This is a genomic window from Streptomyces sp. NBC_00223 (assembly GCF_036199905.1).
GTDB lineage: Bacteria > Actinomycetota > Actinomycetes > Streptomycetales > Streptomycetaceae > Actinacidiphila.
Window position 1 is genome coordinate 1,352,301 of the sequence record NZ_CP108109.1, and the last position, 17,545, is coordinate 1,369,845.

At 72.9% G+C, this 17,545-nt stretch carries 17 protein-coding genes; 5 read left to right on the forward strand and 12 right to left on the reverse strand.

The window, feature by feature from the left end:
- Window positions 1-31 precede the first annotated feature (31 nt).
- From OHA30_RS05710 to OHA30_RS05720, 3 genes are all read right to left on the reverse strand, one after another.
- Window positions 32-658: a bifunctional 4-hydroxy-2-oxoglutarate aldolase/2-dehydro-3-deoxy-phosphogluconate aldolase gene (locus OHA30_RS05710; RefSeq protein WP_328912699.1), complete on the reverse strand. Its 627-nt coding sequence runs from the start codon at window positions 656-658 to the stop codon at window positions 32-34.
- Window positions 659-869: 211 nt separating this feature from the next.
- Complete coding sequence (locus OHA30_RS05715; RefSeq protein ID WP_328912700.1) at window positions 870-1,688, reverse strand: AIM24 family protein; 819 nt, start codon at window positions 1,686-1,688, stop codon at window positions 870-872.
- 77 nt (window positions 1,689-1,765) lie between these two features.
- Window positions 1,766-3,067: an ROK family transcriptional regulator gene (locus OHA30_RS05720; protein WP_328912701.1), complete on the reverse strand. Its 1,302-nt coding sequence runs from the start codon at window positions 3,065-3,067 to the stop codon at window positions 1,766-1,768.
- A gap of 148 nt (window positions 3,068-3,215) precedes the next feature.
- Between OHA30_RS05720 and OHA30_RS05725 the strand changes: the two genes are divergently transcribed.
- From OHA30_RS05725 to OHA30_RS05740, 4 genes are read left to right on the forward strand one after another with little or no spacing between them, the layout of a single operon-like run.
- The gene (locus OHA30_RS05725; RefSeq protein ID WP_328912702.1) at window positions 3,216-4,550 is read left to right on the forward strand and encodes an ABC transporter substrate-binding protein; all 1,335 of its coding nucleotides are present in this window, start codon (window positions 3,216-3,218) and stop codon (window positions 4,548-4,550) included.
- 16 nt (window positions 4,551-4,566) lie between these two features.
- A complete protein-coding gene (locus OHA30_RS05730; protein WP_328912703.1) occupies window positions 4,567-5,568 on the forward strand; it encodes a carbohydrate ABC transporter permease in 1,002 nt (333 codons plus the stop codon).
- 22 nt (window positions 5,569-5,590) lie between these two features.
- Window positions 5,591-6,430 carry a carbohydrate ABC transporter permease gene (locus OHA30_RS05735; RefSeq protein WP_328917745.1) on the forward strand — a complete coding sequence of 280 codons (840 nt, stop codon included), beginning with the start codon at window positions 5,591-5,593 and terminating at the stop codon, window positions 6,428-6,430.
- Window positions 6,431-6,449: 19 nt separating this feature from the next.
- Window positions 6,450-7,805 (forward strand): GH1 family beta-glucosidase, encoded by a 1,356-nt coding sequence (locus tag OHA30_RS05740; RefSeq protein WP_328912704.1) that lies wholly within the window; start codon window positions 6,450-6,452, stop codon window positions 7,803-7,805.
- Window positions 7,806-8,161: 356 nt separating this feature from the next.
- Here OHA30_RS05740 and OHA30_RS05745 read toward each other — a convergent pair whose 3' ends face one another.
- Window positions 8,162-8,503, reverse strand: a complete 342-nt coding sequence (locus OHA30_RS05745; RefSeq protein ID WP_328912705.1) for a DUF5955 family protein — start codon at window positions 8,501-8,503, stop codon at window positions 8,162-8,164.
- A 202-nt stretch (window positions 8,504-8,705) separates the two neighbouring features.
- On the reverse strand, window positions 8,706-10,823 hold the full coding sequence (locus OHA30_RS05750; protein WP_328912706.1) for a serine/threonine-protein kinase: 2,118 nt from the start codon (window positions 10,821-10,823) through the stop codon (window positions 8,706-8,708).
- A 117-nt stretch (window positions 10,824-10,940) separates the two neighbouring features.
- On the opposite strand from OHA30_RS05750, the gene OHA30_RS05755 reads away from it, so the two are divergent.
- Window positions 10,941-11,579 (forward strand): nucleotidyltransferase family protein, encoded by a 639-nt coding sequence (locus tag OHA30_RS05755; RefSeq protein WP_328912707.1) that lies wholly within the window; start codon window positions 10,941-10,943, stop codon window positions 11,577-11,579.
- 258 nt (window positions 11,580-11,837) lie between these two features.
- On the opposite strand, the gene OHA30_RS05760 is transcribed toward OHA30_RS05755, so the two are convergent.
- The 7 genes from OHA30_RS05760 to OHA30_RS05790 all read right to left on the reverse strand — a co-directional run bounded on the left by OHA30_RS05760 (window position 11,838) and on the right by OHA30_RS05790 (window position 17,501).
- Window positions 11,838-13,247: an 8-oxoguanine deaminase gene (locus OHA30_RS05760; protein ID WP_328912708.1), complete on the reverse strand. Its 1,410-nt coding sequence runs from the start codon at window positions 13,245-13,247 to the stop codon at window positions 11,838-11,840.
- A 12-nt stretch (window positions 13,248-13,259) separates the two neighbouring features.
- Window positions 13,260-14,150, reverse strand: coding sequence for a factor-independent urate hydroxylase (gene pucL, locus OHA30_RS05765; RefSeq protein WP_328912709.1), 891 nt, complete (start codon window positions 14,148-14,150; stop codon window positions 13,260-13,262).
- A 5-nt stretch (window positions 14,151-14,155) separates the two neighbouring features.
- Complete coding sequence (gene uraH / locus OHA30_RS05770; RefSeq protein ID WP_328912710.1) at window positions 14,156-14,491, reverse strand: hydroxyisourate hydrolase; 336 nt, start codon at window positions 14,489-14,491, stop codon at window positions 14,156-14,158.
- Entirely contained in the window at window positions 14,488-14,994 is a 507-nt protein-coding gene (gene uraD, locus OHA30_RS05775) for a 2-oxo-4-hydroxy-4-carboxy-5-ureidoimidazoline decarboxylase (protein WP_328912711.1), read from the reverse strand. Before uraD ends, uraH begins: the two co-directional genes overlap by 4 nt.
- A gap of 99 nt (window positions 14,995-15,093) precedes the next feature.
- Window positions 15,094-15,456: a helix-turn-helix domain-containing protein gene (locus OHA30_RS05780; protein ID WP_328912712.1), complete on the reverse strand. Its 363-nt coding sequence runs from the start codon at window positions 15,454-15,456 to the stop codon at window positions 15,094-15,096.
- A gap of 245 nt (window positions 15,457-15,701) precedes the next feature.
- Window positions 15,702-15,953: a hypothetical protein gene (locus tag OHA30_RS05785; RefSeq protein ID WP_328912713.1), complete on the reverse strand. Its 252-nt coding sequence runs from the start codon at window positions 15,951-15,953 to the stop codon at window positions 15,702-15,704.
- Between the two features lie 249 nt (window positions 15,954-16,202).
- Window positions 16,203-17,501, reverse strand: a complete 1,299-nt coding sequence (locus tag OHA30_RS05790) for an amidohydrolase (protein ID WP_328912714.1) — start codon at window positions 17,499-17,501, stop codon at window positions 16,203-16,205.
- Between the last annotated feature and the right edge of the window lie 44 nt (window positions 17,502-17,545).

Genomic DNA, 17,545 nt, shown 5'->3' on the forward strand with positions numbered 1-17,545 from the left:
GTTCGGGCGGCTCCTGCGCCGCCCGGCCGTCTCAGGTGAGGGAGGCCGAGAGCCGGTCGAGGAGATCGGTGAGGCGTTTGGTGACCGTCGCGCGGTCGCCGTCGGTGAGGGCCGAGCCCATGCCGACCGCGACCGCGCCCGCGTCCACCCAGTCGGGCGCCTCGGCCACCGTGATGCCGCCGATCGGCAGCAGCGGCGCCTGCGGGATGATCGCGCGGACGTCGGCGATCCAGTCGGGCGAGTACGCGGTGGCGGGGTAGAGCGTCAGCGCGTCGGCGCCGAGTTCCAGGGCGCGTACGGCCTCGGTCGGGGTGGCGACGCCGGGGAAGACGGGAATCCCGTAGCGGTGCCCGGTGCGCAGCACCTGTTCGTCGAGGTTCGGCGAGAGCAGGAACTTCGCGCCCGCCTCGATCGCCATCCGCGCGGACACGTGGTCCAGCACCGTACCGGCCCCGATCACCGCGTCGTCGCCGACCTCTCGGACCAGTGTGGTGACGGCTTCCAGCGCGAAGGGCGTGGTGAGGGAAATCTCCAGGGTGGTGAGCCCGGCCGACAGCAGCGTGTCGGCGGTGGCGGCGGCCTGGTCGTAGCTCTCACCGCGGATGGTGGCGAATACCCGCTGGGCCAGTGCGGCCCGGGTGGTCTCCCAGCGGTACACGGCGGATCGTCCACCTTCCTGAGGGTGCCGCGCGCGGTTCGAGCGGCGGTGCGGGGTACACGTGATCAGACGCTACCGGCTGTGCGGGGCCGAATCGCCCGGGCCGGGGTCAGCTGTCACCGCAACGTGACATGGGAGGAGCATGAGACCCGAGGGGCGCGGGACCGGTCCGGTCCCGGTGCCCCGGCAGGTCGGGCCCGAGGCGCGGCGCTCAGCCGGCGTGGGTGGAGAACAGCCCGCCGGTGGGGCCCTGTTTGTCGCCGCCCTGGGACTTCTTGAGCGCGTTGGCCAGGCCCTCGATGGTCATCGACTGGAGGATGACCTGCCCGTTGCCCTCCAGTGTGGCGAGCGACAGGCCCTCGCCGCCGAAGACCGCGTTCATCAGGCCCTGCCGGTTGAGGCCGCCGATACGCTGGACACCGTACTGGATGCCCTCCTCGAAGGCCACGATGCAGCCGGTGTCGACCTCGATCCGGCCGCCGAAGTCCGCGGGGTTGAGGTCGATGAAGTTGCCCGCGCCCGCGATGATGACGGTGCCCTGGCCGGTGAACTTCTCCAGGATGAAGCCCTCGCCGCCGCTCATGCCCTGCCGGGCGCCCGCGAAGGCGATGCCGAACCGCACCGACTCCTCCGCGGCCACGAACGCGTCCTTCTCGGCGAACCAGGCCCGGGAGCCGTTGAGTTCGAGAGCGCGCATCTCGCCGGGCAGGACTCCGGCGAAGCCGACCGTACCCTCGCCGCCGGAAGCGGTGAAGTACTGGAAGGCCAGCGACTCGCCGGCCAGGGCGCGTTGGCCGACCTGCATGGCCGTGCCCACGGCCTGCCGCAGCAACCCGCCCATTCCGCCCGCCTGTTGGCCGCCCTGCTGACCGCCGCTCTGGTTGCCGGGGCCGCCGAGCCGGGTCTGCATGGAGACATTGGCGGTCTTGAACAGGAACTTGCCCGCCTCGCAGTACACCGTCTGGCCCGGGTCCAGGGTGCAGACGGCCATCTGCATGGCGTTGCCGACGATCTGCTGCCGCAGGGTCACAGCGGGCTCCTCAGGGCATGCGGAGGTGCGAGACGGTGGGCGCGGCGCGCCGCCCGCTCAGGCGGTGCGCCACCCGCTCAACGTACCGCCCGCGCGATGCGGTTCCGTACCGATTCCCGTCCGCCGTTCGGAGCGCCGCCCGGACCCGCGTCCTGGGCCGGGAGCCGTACCGTGCGCTCGCCGCCCGCGTCGAGGAAGCGGGCCAGCGGCAGGGTGGCCGCGCCGACGGTGACCGCGTCGGCGCCGAGCCGTCCCAGCTCGATGGAGGTCTGGGCGCAGGGGTGGTGCAGGGCGTACGCGGCGGCGACCTCGCGGACCGCGGGCAGCAGCCGGGGGCCGAGCTGGAGCCCGGCCCAGCCGCCGATCACGATGCGCTGCGGGTTGAAGAGGTTGATCAGGTCGGCGATGCCCGCGCCCAGGTACTCCGCGGCCTCCGCGAGCAGGGCGGCGGCCTCCGGGTCGTCGTCGGCGGCGGCGAGCAGCGCGGCGAGCCCGGTCTCCTCGCTGACCCCCTCGGGCGCGCCGGGCCAGCGGCCGAGCAGCGCCTCGGCGCCGACGTACGCCTCCAGGCAGCCGCGCGAGCCGCAGCGGCAGGTGCGCCCGCCGACCCGCAGCGTGGTGTGCCCCCACTCCCCCGCGCTGCTGCTGGCGCCGCGGTACGGGGTCCCGTCGGCGACCACGCAGGCGCCGACGCCGGAGCCAATGAGCGCGATGACGACATTGCCGGAGCCGCGGCCGCCGCCGAACCACATCTCGGCCTGGCCCAGGGTCTTCGCGCCGTTGTCGATGTAGAGCGGGAGGGCGGTGCCCGCGCGCAGCAGCCGGCCCAGCGGCACCGCCTCCCAGCCGATGGTCTGGCCGTGCACGACGACGCCGTCGCCCTCGCCGGGCGCGGTGTCGCCCTGCTCGACGATGCCGGGTACGCCGATGCCGACGCCCAGCACCTCGCTGTCGTCCACGCCGGCCTCGCGGACCACGGTCGCGATGCCTTCGAGGGCGAGCCGTACGACATGGTCGACGTCGTGGCCGCTGTCGGACAGCGGCAGGTCGGCCGAGGCCCGTTCGGTCAGCGCGAGGTCGAACAGCTCGACCCTGACCCGGGTTTCGCCGACGTCGACGCCGACGACGTACCCGTACCCGGCCGAGACCTGGAGCAGGATGCGCGGGCGGCCGCCGTCGGACTCGACGGCTCCGGCCTCCTCGACCATGCCGTCGGCGATCAGCTCGCCGACGACGTTGCTGATGGACCCGGCGCTCAGGCCGGTGTCCCGGCCCAGCTCCTGGCGGCTCAGGGGCCCTTCGAAATACAAATGACGCAGAAGCGATGCACGGTTGCCGCGCCGCAGGTCACGCACGGTCCGCTTGCCCCGCTCAGCCATCGGATCTCCCTCTCAGCCCGTCCGCCGTGAATCTATCGCTGCGCAAGGTCTTGACGCCACCTTTTCTCACAAGTTAAATCACGGCCTGAATTAAGGTACAGGCGCTGTTCACTTCCTGAAGCGATCCCACCCCTGAGAGGGAACCCGTATGCGCACCAACAGAGTCTTCGCGGCCACCGCCCTCGTGGCCGCGCTCGGCCTCACCGTCGCCGCTTGTGGCGGCTCCGACAACAAGAGCAGCGGCAGCGGTGGCAGCACCGGCGGCAGCGACAAGGGCGTCACTCTGACGTACTGGGCGAGCAACCAGGGCACCAGCCTGGACAACGACAAGCAGGTGCTCACCCCGGAGCTCAAGAAGTTCGAGCAGCAGACCGGCATCAAGGTCAAGCTGGAGGTCATCGGCTGGCCCGACCTGCTGAACCGTATCCTCGCGGCCACCACCTCGGGCCAGGGCCCGGACATCCTGAACATCGGCAACACCTGGTCCGCCTCGCTCCAGGCCACCGGCGCGCTGCTGCCGTTCAACGACGCGAACTTCACCGCCATCGGCGGCAAGGACCGCTTCGCGCCCGCCGCCATCGCCTCCGCCGGCGCGGCCGGCCAGGACCCGGCCGCGGTGCCGATCTACTCCATGGCCTACGGCCTGTACTACAACAAGCAGATGTTCAAGGACGCCGGGATCGCCAACCCGCCGGCCACGTGGGACGAGCTGGTCGCCGACGCCAAGAAGCTCACCACGGGCGGCAAGTACGGCCTCGCGGTCGAGGGCGGCAACGGCACCGAGAGCATCCACCACGCCTTCGTGCTGGCCAAGCAGCGGGGTTCGGACTGGTTCGACGCCTCCGGCAAGGCGACCTTCGACACCCCGGCGAACGTCGAGGCCGTCAAGAGCTACGTCGACTTCATCGCCAAGGACAAGATCGCCGCCAAGGGCGACGCGGAGTACGCGCAGAACCAGACCATCACCGACTTCGCCACCGGCAAGGCCGCGATGATGATGTGGCAGTCCGCCGCGACCTCCATCAAGGCGCACGGGATGAACCCCGACCAGTACGGTGTCGCGCCGGTTCCGACGCTGACCGCGGGCGCCACCGGCGACGCGGGCGTCACCTCCATGGTGGCCGGCATCAACCTGGCGGTGTTCAAGAACACCAAGCACCAGGACGCCGCCCTGAAGTTCGTCAAGTTCATGACGAGCACGGACGAGCAGAAGATCCTCAACTCCACCTACGGCTCCCTGCCGCCGGTCAAGGAGGCCCAGAGCGACCCGGCCTTCCAGACCCCGGACCTGAAGGTCCTGGCGCAGGTGCTCAGCACCTCGGCCGCCCCGCTGCCGCAGGTCGCCAACGAGAGCCAGTTCGAGACGCTGGTCGGCACCGCGATCAAGGACCTGTTCGCCGACGCCGCCGCGGGCAAGAGCATCACGACCGACTCCGTCAAGGCCGCGCTGACCAAGGCGCAGCAGCAGATGCCCGCATCGTAAGGATCGGCTCTCATCCATGACTGCCACCGCCCCTCCCCGGAGCACCCCCGAGGCCGGCCCCTCCAGCGGCAAGTCCGCTGGAAGGGGCCGGCTCCGGCCGCGTGTCCCCGACCGGCTGCGCCGGATCGGCCTGCCGTACCTTCTGCTGTTCCCCGCCCTGATACTCGAACTGCTGATCCACCTGATCCCGATGGTGGTCGGCGTCGTGATCAGCTTCAAGGGCCTGACCCAGTTCTTCATCCGTGACTGGGGCAGCGCGCCCTGGACCGGGCTGGGCAACTACCGCCTCGCGGTCAAGTTCAACCAGCCCGTCGGCGAGGCGCTGCTGCACTCGTTCTGGGTGACCGTGTTCTTCACCATTCTGTCGGTCGGCTTCTCCTGGCTGATCGGCACGGCCGCGGCGATCCTGATGCAGGACACCTTCCGCGGCCGGGCGGTGCTGCGCGCCATCTTCCTGGTGCCGTACGCGCTGCCGGTCTACGCGGCCGTGATCACCTGGACCTTCATGTTCCAGCAGGACACGGGTCTGGTGAACCACGTCCTGCACGACCAGCTGCATCTGACCTCGGACAAGCCGTTCTGGCTGATCGGCCCCAACAGCTTCTGGGCGCTGGTCATCGTCTCGGTCTGGAAGTCCTGGCCGTTCGCGTTCCTGTGCCTGATGGCCGGTCTGCAGAACATCCCGCGCGAGCTGTACGAGGCCGCCGCGATGGACGGCGCCGGAGTCTGGCAGCAGATCAGGAAGATCACCATGCCGTCGCTGCGGCCGGTGAACCAGGTGCTCGTCCTGGTGCTCTTCCTGTGGACGTTCAACGACTTCAACACGCCGTACGTGATGTTCGGGCAGTCGGCGCCGCACGCGGCCGACCTGATCTCGATCCACATCTACCAGTCGTCGTTCATCACCTGGAACTTCGGCTCGGGCTCGGCCATGTCCGTACTCCTGCTGCTCTTCCTGCTGCTGGTGACGGCGATCTACCTGCTGTTCACGTCCAGGAAGGGGGAGCCGGATGCCTAAGATGCCCGTGCAGCCGTCACCCATGGCCTCGCCGAAGTCCTTTCTGTGGACCCGGCGGGTCATCCTGACCCTGCTGCTGCTCTTCGTGCTCACCCCCGTGTACGTGATGCTCAGCTCGTCGCTGAAGAAGCTCCAGGACGTACAGGGTTCGTTCAGGTGGATCCCGAGCGGGATCACCTTCCGGCCGTACATCGACATCTGGAAGACCGTCCCGCTCGCGCACTACTTCATGAACTCGCTCATCGTGTCGGTGAGCGCGACCCTGCTGTCGGTGGCGGTGGCGATCTTCGCCGCGTACGGCGTGAGCCGGTACCGCTTCGCCGGCCGCCGGTTCTTCACCGTCACGGTGCTGTCCACCCAGATGTTCCCCGGCATCCTCTTCCTGCTGCCGCTGTTCCTGATCTTCGTGAACATCGGGAACACCACCGGCATCCAGCTGTACGGCAGCCGGCTGGGTCTGATCATCACCTACCTCACCTTCTCGCTTCCGTTCTCCATCTGGATGCTGGTGGGGTATTTCGACTCCATCCCGCGCGACCTCGACGAGGCCGCGAAGGTCGACGGCTGCGGTCCGTTCGGAGCGCTGTTCCGCGTCGTCGTGCCGGCCGCCATCCCCGGCATCGTCGCGGTGTGCGTCTACGCGTTCATGACGGCCTGGGGCGAGGTCCTCTTCGCCTCCGTCATGACCAATGACAGCACCCGTACGCTCGCCGTCGGTCTACGCGGGTACGCCACCCAGAACGACGTCTACTGGAACCAGGTCATGGCCGCCTCGCTCGTCGTGAGCGTGCCTGTGGTCGCCGGATTCCTGCTTCTCCAGCGTTACCTCGTCGCCGGGCTGACAGCCGGCGCCGTCAAGTAACCCCATCGAAAGGCTGCTTGTGAACGACCTGAGCGCTCTTCCCGCCGATTTCCTCTGGGGAGCGGCTACCGCCGCCTACCAGATCGAGGGCGCGGTGGACGAGGACGGCCGGGCCCCGTCCATCTGGGACACCTTTTCCCACACCCCCGGCAAGGTCGACGGCGGCGACACCGGCGACGTCGCCTGCGACCACTACCACCGCTGGCCCGAGGACCTGGAGCTGGCCAAGTCCCTCAACCTGGACGCCTACCGCTTCTCCATAGCCTGGCCCCGCATCATCCCCGAGGGTTCGGGCGCGGTCAACGCCTCCGGGCTCGCCTTCTACGACCGGCTGGTCGACGCGGTGCTCGAAGCGGGCATCACCCCCAACGCCACGCTGTACCACTGGGACCTCCCGCAGGCCCAGCAGGACCGCGGCGGCTGGCCCGAGCGGGAGACCGCCGAGCGGTTCGGCGAGTACGCGGCCGTCGTCGCGGAGGCGCTCGGCGACCGCGTCAAGGACTGGGCGACCCTCAACGAGCCGCTGTGCTCAGCGTGGATCGGCCACCTCGAAGGCACCATGGCCCCCGGCTGGACCGATCTGAACGCCGCCGTACGGGCCTCGTACCATCTGCACGTCGGACACGGCCTGGCCGTGCAGGCGCTGCGGGCGGCCCACTCCGACCTGCGGATCGGCATCGTCAACAACCTCAGCCCGTGCGAGCCCGCCTCCGACAGCGACGCCGATGTCGCGGCCGCCCGGCGCGCCGACGGCCACACCAACCGCTGGTGGCTGGACCCGATCCACGGCCGCGGCTACCCGCAGGACATGGTGGAGCTGTACGGGGTCGACCTGCCGATCAAGGACGGCGACCTGGAGTCCATCGCGGCTCCGCTGGACTGGCTGGGCCTGAACTACTACTTCCGCAATGTCATCACGGACGACCCCACGGGTCCCGTGCCGCACGCCAAGGCGGTCTACCTGCCGGACGTGCGCCGCACCGCGATGGACTGGGAGGTCAACGCCGACGGCCTGGAGCAGCTGCTGGTCCGGCTCTCCGAGGACTACGGCGCCCAGCGCGTGTACGTCACGGAGAACGGTTCCGCCTACCGCGACACCGTGACCCCCGAGGGCGAGGTCCACGACCCCGAGCGGGCCACGTACCTGGAGGAGCACCTGGCCGCCTGCGCCCGCGCGGTCGGCCGAGGGGTCCCGCTGGCCGGGTACTTCGCCTGGTCGCTGCTGGACAACTTCGAGTGGGCGTACGGCTACGACAAGCGCTTCGGGCTTGTGCACGTCGACTACGACACGCAGAAGCGCACGATGAAGACCAGTGGTCGCCGTTACGCGGAGATCATCGAGGCACACCGTCGCAGGGCGAGCCGCGCGGCCTGACCGCCGCCGTGAGCCGGGGTGCCGCTCGGGGGATGCGGCACCCCTCTTGTCCCCCTTTTTTTCGGGGGGCGTTTCTCCCGCTCCTTCGGGGGCGCCTTGTCGGGGCGCTCCCGGGGGCCCTCCCGGGGCGTTGTCAGGGACGCCCGGCCGGGAGGGCCCTCGGGGGCGCCCGTCCATCTTCCGTCGGCCGGCCGTTGGTTGAGCCGGTCGGCGGGGTCTTTCGGGTCGGAAGGTTTTCGTGCCGCCGGACTTTTCCTGACCGGCGGACCTTGCTGTGTGGCGAACCTTACTGTGTGGCGGGCTCCGCCGTCCGGGGCGGCCGGTGGGGGCAGCCGTGTCCCGGGGGCGGGCCGCCGCTATCGGTACGGCCGCGGAAACGGAGTCGGGGCCAGCCGTTCCACCGCCTCGCGCAGGGCGTCGAGCGGGGCCCTGAGCGCGCTGACCGAGCCCAGGGCGCCGGTCACCAGCAACAGGGAGTGCCGCAGATTCTCGGTGTCCGGGCGCTCCAGCACCCGGTCGGTGTCCGCCGCGAGGCGGGCAAGTTCACGCAGTTCGTCCTCGGCGACCGCACGATCCGGTAACTGCCGCCGGTAGGCGGTCAGTTCGCACTCCAAGCGCCCTATGGCCTCGCGCAGCCCCGTCCCCGCGTCGGCCGTTCTCCCTCGGTCCTCTTCGAGCACCTGTGTCTCCCCCACCATGTACAACAGCCCACCCCTGCCTCATGCTCGTCGTTCGTGCTTGGCCCGGGCGGGTTGCCGGCCCACGGCGCCCGGGGCCGATCAGTAAACGGCACTCAGTGACGTTCGCGCCACATCGGCGCCGAAAATTGCGCTGACTTTGCCTTCTTGACGGCGAGTTGACGCTGTGGGGGCCGATTCGGCGGAGGGTTTCGCGTGTGGTCTACTGGTCGCTCTCGGCGCTGCGGCCGGTCAGCCGCCAGACGGTCAGATCGACCGTGGCGTACTCCTGCGGTGCGCCGGGCGGCGTGAGCTGACGGAACGTCACGAGTGCGACGGTGCCGTCGATCGAACGTACGCACAGCCGGGTGCCGGTGGTGACCGACCGCCTTGGCACCGAGGCGACTTGGGCGGTGGCGGCGGACGTGCAGATCTCCGGCGCGGCCGGGCCGGTGGGATCGGCCGGGTCGGCCGGGGCCGCGAGCGCCAGGGTGCCGTGGTGGGCGTCCACGGCGAAGGCGTCGGCCTGGTCGGTGAAGCCGAGGTCACCGCTGTACGTGCCGGACAGCGCGGTGGGCGGGTCGTCGCGCAGCGACAGCCCGTATCCGGCGGGCAGCCGGACGTCCCGGTAGACCGTCTCGCCCGGGGTCTCCGCCGATCCGGTGGCTCCGGCGCCTCCTCCGCCGCCGCCCGGCGGTCGCCCTGCGGGCGGCCTGACGGGCGCGGGGTGTGCGGCGGTCGGTGCGCCGCTGGGCACCCGACCCCGCACGTCACGGCCACCGCCGTCGAACCCCCCGGCGAGCGCGACCCCCGCGATCACGCCTGCGGCAACGACGGCCAGACCCACGACGCCGCCCCGCCGCCGCGCCTTCCCCCCGGCCGGATGCGGATACGCCGACTCCGCCCCGGCAAACGCCCCACCGGACCCGGCCCCCGGCGCCCGCGGGCCTCCGAAAGTCCCACCGCCTGAGCCGGTGACGGGCCCCTGCGCCATCGCGGCCGCGCCCCCCGCCCCCGCCTCGGACGCCCCGGCCAACCCCTGCGAGCTCCCGAAAGTCCCACCGCCTGAGCCGGTGATGGGCGCCTGCGGCATCGCGGCCGCGCCGGGGCCGGAGCCGGCAGGGAAGCCCGGCACCGATGCCGGGCCGGTGGCAGCCGGGCCTGGTCCCGGCCCGGATACGCCCGGTACCGGCGGCGCGAAGTACCCACCCGGGCCGGGTACGGATGCGGTCGGCGCCTGCGGAAGCAGAGGCGCGCCCGGCGTTCCCGGGGCGGGGGCGAAGGACGGCGGCGGTGGCGCAACTGGTGTGCCGGGCAAAGGTGTTGTCGAGGGAGGCGTCCCCTGCGCGGACTCGCCGGCCGCCCCGGGTCCTGCAGGGAAGCCCGGCGCGGATGCGAGGGCGGAGAGGAGGTGGGGTGGGAGCCAGGGGAGGGCGAGTGGCTGGGTCGACGCGGGAGCGATCTGCGCGCACATCGTCGTGATCTGCGCCAGCGACGGCCGCAACGCCGGATCCTTGATCAGACACCGCGTGACGATCTCCCGCAACTCCCCCGGGAGTTCGGACAGATCCGGCTCGTCCTGCCGCACCTTCGCCCCGTCCCCGAAGGGCGCCGCCCCGATCGCGGCGTACGCGGCGATCTGCCCGAGCGCGAAGACATCCGTCGCGGCGACGGCCGCCCGCCCCGCGGCCTGCTCGGGCCCGAGAAACGCACCGGTCGGCCCCTCCCCCAGCCCCGCGAACCCGTACTGCTTCAGCCGCGGCCCGTCCGCGGCCAGCAGCACATGCGAGGGCCGCAGGTCCCCGTGCACGACGCCCGCGTGGTGCAGCGACTGAAGGCCCTCCGCCAGCCCGGCGACCAGCCGCAGTACGACGCCCGTGGGCAGCGGCCCGCCGCCGGCGACCGCGTCCCGCAGCGAGACGGAGGCCACGTACGCGGTGGCGAACCAGTACCGGGAGCCCTCCTTGCCGCTGCCGACGACCGGCACGACGTACGGTCCCCGCACCCGCCCCGCGGCCTCCGCGTCCTGGTGGAAGCGCGGCCCGAAGTCCGGCCGCCCGGCCGCCTCCTCGCGGATCACGGTGAGCGCGACCGGCTGCCCGCCGGGCGCGTACGCGAGGTACACCCGGCCCAGCGCCCCGCCGCCGGAAGCCGTACCGGAGCGCCCGCCAAAAGCCGTAGACGTACCCGAAGCCGCCCCGGAAGCCTCGTCCGGCGTCCCCTCGAAACGTCCCACGAGCCGCGCGGCGACCCGGTGCCCGGACACCGTCGCCGGATCGTCGCCGGACGTCGGCAGGAAGGCCGGCCCCCCGAAGACCGGACCGGTGTGCGGTACGCCCATCAGTCCCCGTACCTCCCCTGACACCGCCCCTCCCGGGACACGGCCCGACGATACCGGAACACGCCACGCCGAAAGCGGCCTGTTCCAGAGTCACGACGCACGCGGTATGCAGGGGCTATGGACTCAGCGGGTACGACGGGCGAAGTGGCCGCGGTGCTGCTCGCGGCCGGTGGCGGACGGCGGCTGGGCGGCCGGCCGAAGGCGCTGCTGCCGTACCGCGGCCGCCCCCTGGTGGAGCACGCGGTACGGGCGCTGCGCGCGGGCGGCTGCGACCACGTGCACGTCGTGCTGGGCGCGGCGGCGGCCGAGGTGCGCGAGCGCGCGGATCTGAGGGGCTGCGCACTGGTGGACAACCCGCGCTGGGCGGACGGCATGGGCACCTCGCTGCGGGCCGGGCTGGCCTCCCTCGACCCGCGTACGACCGCCGCCGCGGTGATCGGCCTGGTCGACCAGCCGGGCGTCGGCCCGGCGGCGGTCGCCCGGGTGCTCGCGGCCGCGGCCGGTGACCCGCGCGCGGCCCTGGTCGCGGCCGCGTACGACGGGGTCCGCGGCCACCCCGTGCTGCTCGGCGCGAGCCACTGGGCGGGGGTCGCGGCCGGCGCGACGGACGACCGCGGGGCCCGCGTGTATCTGCGGGAGCACGCGCGGCGGACCGTACTCGTGGAGTGCGGGGACGTCGGCGACCCGGCCGACATCGACACGCCCGCCGACCTCGGGCTGCTCGACGGGACCGGGCGGCCTTCCGCGGAATGCTGAGGTCCCGCGAGGGGGGAACTGTACTCCACACCGTGCAAGCGCCCGAGCCCCGGCACCGCCGGATGGCATCCAGTGCCACCGGCATACGCCAGGAGGCGACCGCCCGGCAGCACACGCGGCGGGCGAAGGCGTACGAGCCGCTGCCGCGCACGGCCCTCACCCCGCCCCCATACGCCTACGCCGACGACCAACTGGACGGCCGACAGGCGGTTCCGCACGGCGGACGCCGTAAGTCCGTCCCGCTCAGGCCGGGTTCGCTCACGCCAGGCCGGCGAGACGGGCGAGCCGGCGGGCCTCGGTACGGGTGAGGCGGGCGACGGCGTCCTCGTCGGCGCGGGTGAGACGGCCGTTCTCGACCACGGGGACGCCGTTGACCAGCGAGAGCGTCACGGGGGCCGGGGCGCCGAGCACGAGCGCGGCGACCGGGTCGGCGATGGACGCGTGCCCGAGGCCGTCGAGCTTCCACAGCACGAGGTCGGCGAGCTTGCCCGCCTCCAGGGAGCCGATCTCCGCGCCCCGGCCCAGGACTTGGGCACCTCCGTAGGTGCCGAGGCGCAGGGCCTGACGGACGGTGAGCGCCTTCGCGCCACCGGAACCATCGGAACCCGCCGAACGCCCGCTGCCCAGTCGGCTGATGAGCAGCGCGTTCCGCAACTCCGTGTGCAGCTCGCCCGATTCGTTGGACGCCGTGCCGTCCACCCCGAGCCCGACCGGCACCCCGGCGGCCAGCAGGTCCGGCACCCGGGCGATCCCGGCGGCCAACCGGGCGTTGGAGGACGGGCAGTGCGCGACGCCCGTACCCGTACGGGCGAAGGCCGCGATGTCGGCGTCGCTCATGTGGACGCAGTGCGCCATCCACACGTCCTCGCCGAGCCACCCGGTGGACGCGAGGTAGTCCGTCGGCCCGGCCCCGAACCGCTCGCGGCAGAACGCCTCCTCCTCCCGTGTCTCGCTGCCGTGCGTGTGCAGCCGTACGCCCTTGCGCCGGGCCAACAGCGCGGCCTCCCGCAGGAGTTCGGTGGAGACTGAGAACGGTGAGCAGGGCGCGACGGCGATCCGCAGCATCGAGCCGAAGGAGGCGTCGTGGTACCGGTCGACGGCCGCCTCGGTCGCGGTCAGCGCGTCCTCGGTGCTCTCCACCGCGAAGTCGGGCGGCAGCCCGCCGTCGCTCTCGCCGAGGTCCATCGAGCCGCGCGCGGCGGTGAAGCGCACCCCGATCCCGGCGGCGGCCCGGATGCCCGCGCCGAGCAGGTCGCCCGCGCCGCGCGGGAAGACATAGTGGTGGTCCATCGCCGTGGTGACCCCGCCGCGGGCCATCATCGCCAGCGAGCCGGACGCGGCGGCGTACACCATCGGTTCGTCGATGCGCGCCCAGGTCGGGTACAGCTCGGTGAGCCAGTGGAAGAGGTCGCTGTCCTGGGCGAGGCCGCGGGTGAGCCACTGGTAGAAGTGGTGGTGGGTGTTGACCAGGCCCGGCGTGACGAGATGGCCGGTGCCATCGATCCGGCGGGTGACGCCTTCCAGCCCGGCGGGCGCGGGCCCGGCGCCGACCGCCTCGATGAGGTTGCCCGCGACGACGACATGCCCGTGGTCGTACTCGGTGCCGTGCGCGTCGACCGTGGCGACCGCGCAGTGCTCGATGACCTTGCGCGCGACCGGCTGTGTCATGGGGTCGGCCTCTCAGTCGGTGACGGCGATGGCGGCCTCGGCGCCGTCGCGCAGCACCGTGCCCTCGATCAGTCCGTACGGGCGGTCGGCGGCGAGATAGACCTCGTTGTCGTTGGTGAGGCCGAAGGGCGTCAAGTCCACCAGGAAATGGTGCTTGTTGGGCAGCGACAGCCGGATCTCCTCCACCCCGGGCACCCATTCGACGACCCGCGCGCCCATCGCGTAGAGCGTCTGCTGCAACGACCGCGAGTACGTGTCCGCGAACGCCGTGAGCAGATGTCCGCGCACCTGCCCGTAGGCCGCCTCCCAGTCCGGTGCGCTCGCCCCGCCGAACCGCCAGCGCGCGGTGACCTCGGTGGCCAGGACGCGGTCGCCGGTCTCCTGGAGGGTGGTGTACGGGTCCCGGTCGAAGCCGCGGAACTCCGAGTCGGTGGAGTTGAGCACGACCAGGTCCTTGAGCCCGGATATCACCCGCGGCCGCCCGCCGTCGTAGGTGACCTCGGCGGTACGGGTCTCGCGGCCGCCGCGCACGAAGGAGTGGCCGCCCGTGCCGTCGCTCGCGCCGGTGTCCCGGTCGCCGATCCGGTCCCAGGCGTACTCCTCGATCCGGACCCGCGCCCGGTGGACGGCCGGGCGGCTGTCGACGAAGTGCCGGGCCAGCAGGGTGCCGAACTCCTCGGCGGACTCGATGCCGTGGGTCCGCGCGAAGGCGTAGACGGTGTTCTTGACGGTGTCGGTCGGCAGGACACGGGTGTTGGAACCGGACAGGTGGACCTCGTCCATGTCGCCGGACAGCGCGACCGAGACGTTCAGATCCCTGAGTCGGTGGACGGCGCCCTCGCGCACGACCCGCACGACGCGGGTCTCCGCCTTGCCGTACTGGTTCTGGCCGAGCCGGGGCATACGGGTCAGCTCCCTCGGTAGACGGAGTAGCCGAACGCGCTGAGCAGCAGCGGGACATGGAGGTGCCCGCCCGACACGACGGCGAAGACGACGGCCACTTCGGGGAAGAAGGCCCCCGACTCCCGCCCGAGGTAAGGCTCGACGTCGAAGAGCAGCCGCGCGTGGGTGGCGTCCGGCGGCAGCGCGGGCAGGTCGGCGCAGCGGCCGTCGGCGTCGGTGGTGGACGTGCCGTGGCCGGTCCAGGGGCTGTCCGCGCCCGCGCGGACGGCGAGCGTCACGGGCACCCCGGCGGCGGGGCGGCCGGCGCCGGTGTCGAGGACATGCGTGGACACGGTGGTCATCCGGGGTCCTCCTCCTCGGCCAGCCGGGTGAGCCGCAGGCGGTTGATCCCGGCCAACTCGGCGCGGACGAGCGCGCGTTCGGTGTCCGCGTCGTTGCCGGCGCGCTCCTTGAGGGCGGCCAGCATCTCGGCCCCCGTACGGCCCGTGGCGCGGATCAGGAAGACCTGGCCGTGGGCGGCCTCGTACGCGCGGTTGAGGCGCAGCAACTCCGCGCGGGCGGACGCCTCGACGCCGGCCTGTTCGCGTGCCGACGCCGGGTCGCCGGGGGTCGGGCGGCCGATCGGGGGGTGGCCCGCCAGTGCTTCGCGGAGGTCGGCGGGGGTCAGTGCGGCGGTGGCAGTGTCGCTCGCCGCGAGCAGGTCTCCGAGCCGGGCGTACGGGCGGCCGGCGGCCACTGCGGCGCTCCACGTCCGGCTGCCGCACACCGCGTGCAGCGTGGCGGCCGCGGCGGGGGCCGGGGCCGCGTTGAGCCGGGCCAGACCCGGCGGGACGCGGGGAGTCACACTCGCACGCTAGGAGCCGTCGAAGGGGACGTCAACAGTTTGTTGAAGGTTCGCCCGGGTGGGCGAGTGGGCCCGCGGCCCCGGGCGTACGGGTGGGGGTCAGCCGGTTCCTTCGGGCGCGCGGGAGGCGTTCTCCCTGTTCAGGTAGTTGTAAACGGTGAAGCGGCTGACGCCGAGCGCCGCGGCGACGGTCTCCACGCCGTGCCGGACCTCGAACGCGCCGCGTTCCTCCAGGACGCGGACGACGGTCTGCTTCTCCTTGCGGCTCAGCTCCGCCAGGGGGCCGTGGCGGCGGCGCAGGTCGGCGAGGAGGTGATCGAGGGAGTCCGCGAGCCGCGGCAGCCGGACGGCGAGCACGGGCGCGCCCTCCCAGCTGAGCACGATGTCGTCCGCGCGCGCCTCGCCGGGCGCGACGACCCGCGCCCCGATCGCCTCGACCAGCGGCCCCACAGCGCCGACCAACGCATGCTCGCCTGCCCCGGATCCCGGGCGGGCGAGGCGCGCGGACCGGCCTGCCCCCGGGGCCGGTCCCTCGGGCGCACCCGGCGCGGGACCGGGCAGCGCGGTTTCGCCGGCCGCCGGGCCGGGTCGGGAGACCCCCTCGGGCTCACTCGTCCCGGAGACGGGCCCCGCAGGCTCGCCGGTCCCCGAAGCGGGACCCGCCGATGGGCCCGGTGCCGGAGGCGGGAGCCGGGGGTCAGGGGCCGTCATCGGGGGCGCTCCGGGAGGACGTTGACCTGGAGGGAGACCCGCGTGGCCCCGGCGGCGAGCGTCTCGCGGAGAAGCGTGCCCACCGCCTCCACCACCGCGTCCGCCGACCCCTCCGCCGTGTTGCCGAAGGGCCCGACGTCCACCGCCTCCAGCGCTCCGCGCTCCACCACCTCGCGGGCCACCACCGCGTGCGCGGGCGGCTCGTCCAGGTCGAACGGCTCGGTCGTGAACTCCAGCCTCAGTCTCACCAGGGCCCCCACGGCGGCAAGCGGCGGTAACCGTCAGCCCTCCCCCGCGGAGGGCGGCTCCGACGACGCGACCCTAGCGCGGCACCTCTCCTCCTGCCTTCGGCGGGAGGCGCCCCCGGCGTTGTCGAAGTCGCCCGAGTACGCCCGGCACGAGGGCTCCACCAGCCTGGGGGCCGGGAGGCGCCCCCACCGCCTTGCGATGCACCGCACCGGACGCCGCGAACCAGGCACACCTTTCCGGCCACGGCACTAGCCGACCCCGGCCGGCCCCGGCGCGGGCGCGAGATGCGCGCGGGCCGCCGCCGTCAGCGCCGTCACCCCGGTCTCCAGGGTCAGCCGCACATGCGGCCGGAAGCGGGGCGAGTGGTTGCCCGGGAGCGCGGCGAGCCGTTCCGCCGTGTTCTTCCCGGCCGCCGCCCACTCCTCCGGGCCGACCATGCCGAGCATCCAGTACCCCGTCCTGATCCCGGTGACCCCGTGCAGACCGACACCCGCCTCCCCGAACAGCGGGAAGTCCTCCGTGGCCGTCGACGGCTGCCAGCGGGCCACCCGGTGCGGCCCGAACTCCCCCTCGTGCGCCCGCCGTACGGCCTCCGTGACCCCGGGGTCGTTCACGGTGACCCCGGACCTGCGCAGCACGCGGATCTCCGGCTCGCGGTCCCCGCCGGACGCGGCCGACTCGGCCCGTACGATCCGCCGTACGGCCGTCAGGGCGCGCTCCAGCGTGGTCTCCGAGAAGGCCCGTACGGTCACCTCCAGGGTCGCCCGGTCCGCGATGACATTGCCGGTGGCGCCGGCCCGCAGCGCGCCGACCGTGACCACGAGCGGTTCGCCGGGGACGGTCTCGCGGGACACGATCGTCTGGAGCCGCAGAACGGTGGCGGCGGCCGTGACCACGGGGTCGACGGCGAGCTGCGGGGAGGAGGCGTGCCCGCCGCGGCCGTGCAGCACCACCTCCACGAGGGCACTGCACGCCAGCAGCGGCCCCTCGGTGTGCGCGACCATGCCCGCGGGCAGCGGTACGGCGTGCTGCGCGAGCACGACCTCGGGGGCCGGGAAGCGCCGGTAGAGCCCGTCGGCGAGCATCGCCTCGGCACCGCTGAGGGTCTCCTCGGCGGGCTGTCCGACCACCAGCACGGTGCCGCGCCACCGTTCGGCCGTCCGGGCGAGCAGGGTCGCGGCGCCCGCCGCGCACGCCAGGTGCGCGTCGTGGCCGCAGGCGTGCATGACGGGGACGGGCGAGCCGTCGGGCCCGGGCGCGGTGACCGTGCTCGCGTACGGGACGCCCGTCCGCTCGCGGACCGGCAGCGCGTCGAGTTCGGCGCGGAGCAGGACGACGGGGCCGGGGCCGTTGCGCAGTTCGCCGACGACACCGTGGCCGCCGACACCGCGCTCGACGCGGTAGCCGTCGGCGGCCAGCCGGTCGGCCAGCCGCCCGGCGGTGCGCTCCTCGGCGCCGGACAGCTCCGGGTGCTGGTGCAGATCGAGATAGAACTCGGCGACGGGGCCGAGCACATCGGCGGCGGTCGGGGCCGGCTGGGCGGTCAACGGCTTCTCCGTTCACGGGAGTTCTGGACGTTCAGGTAAGTGGG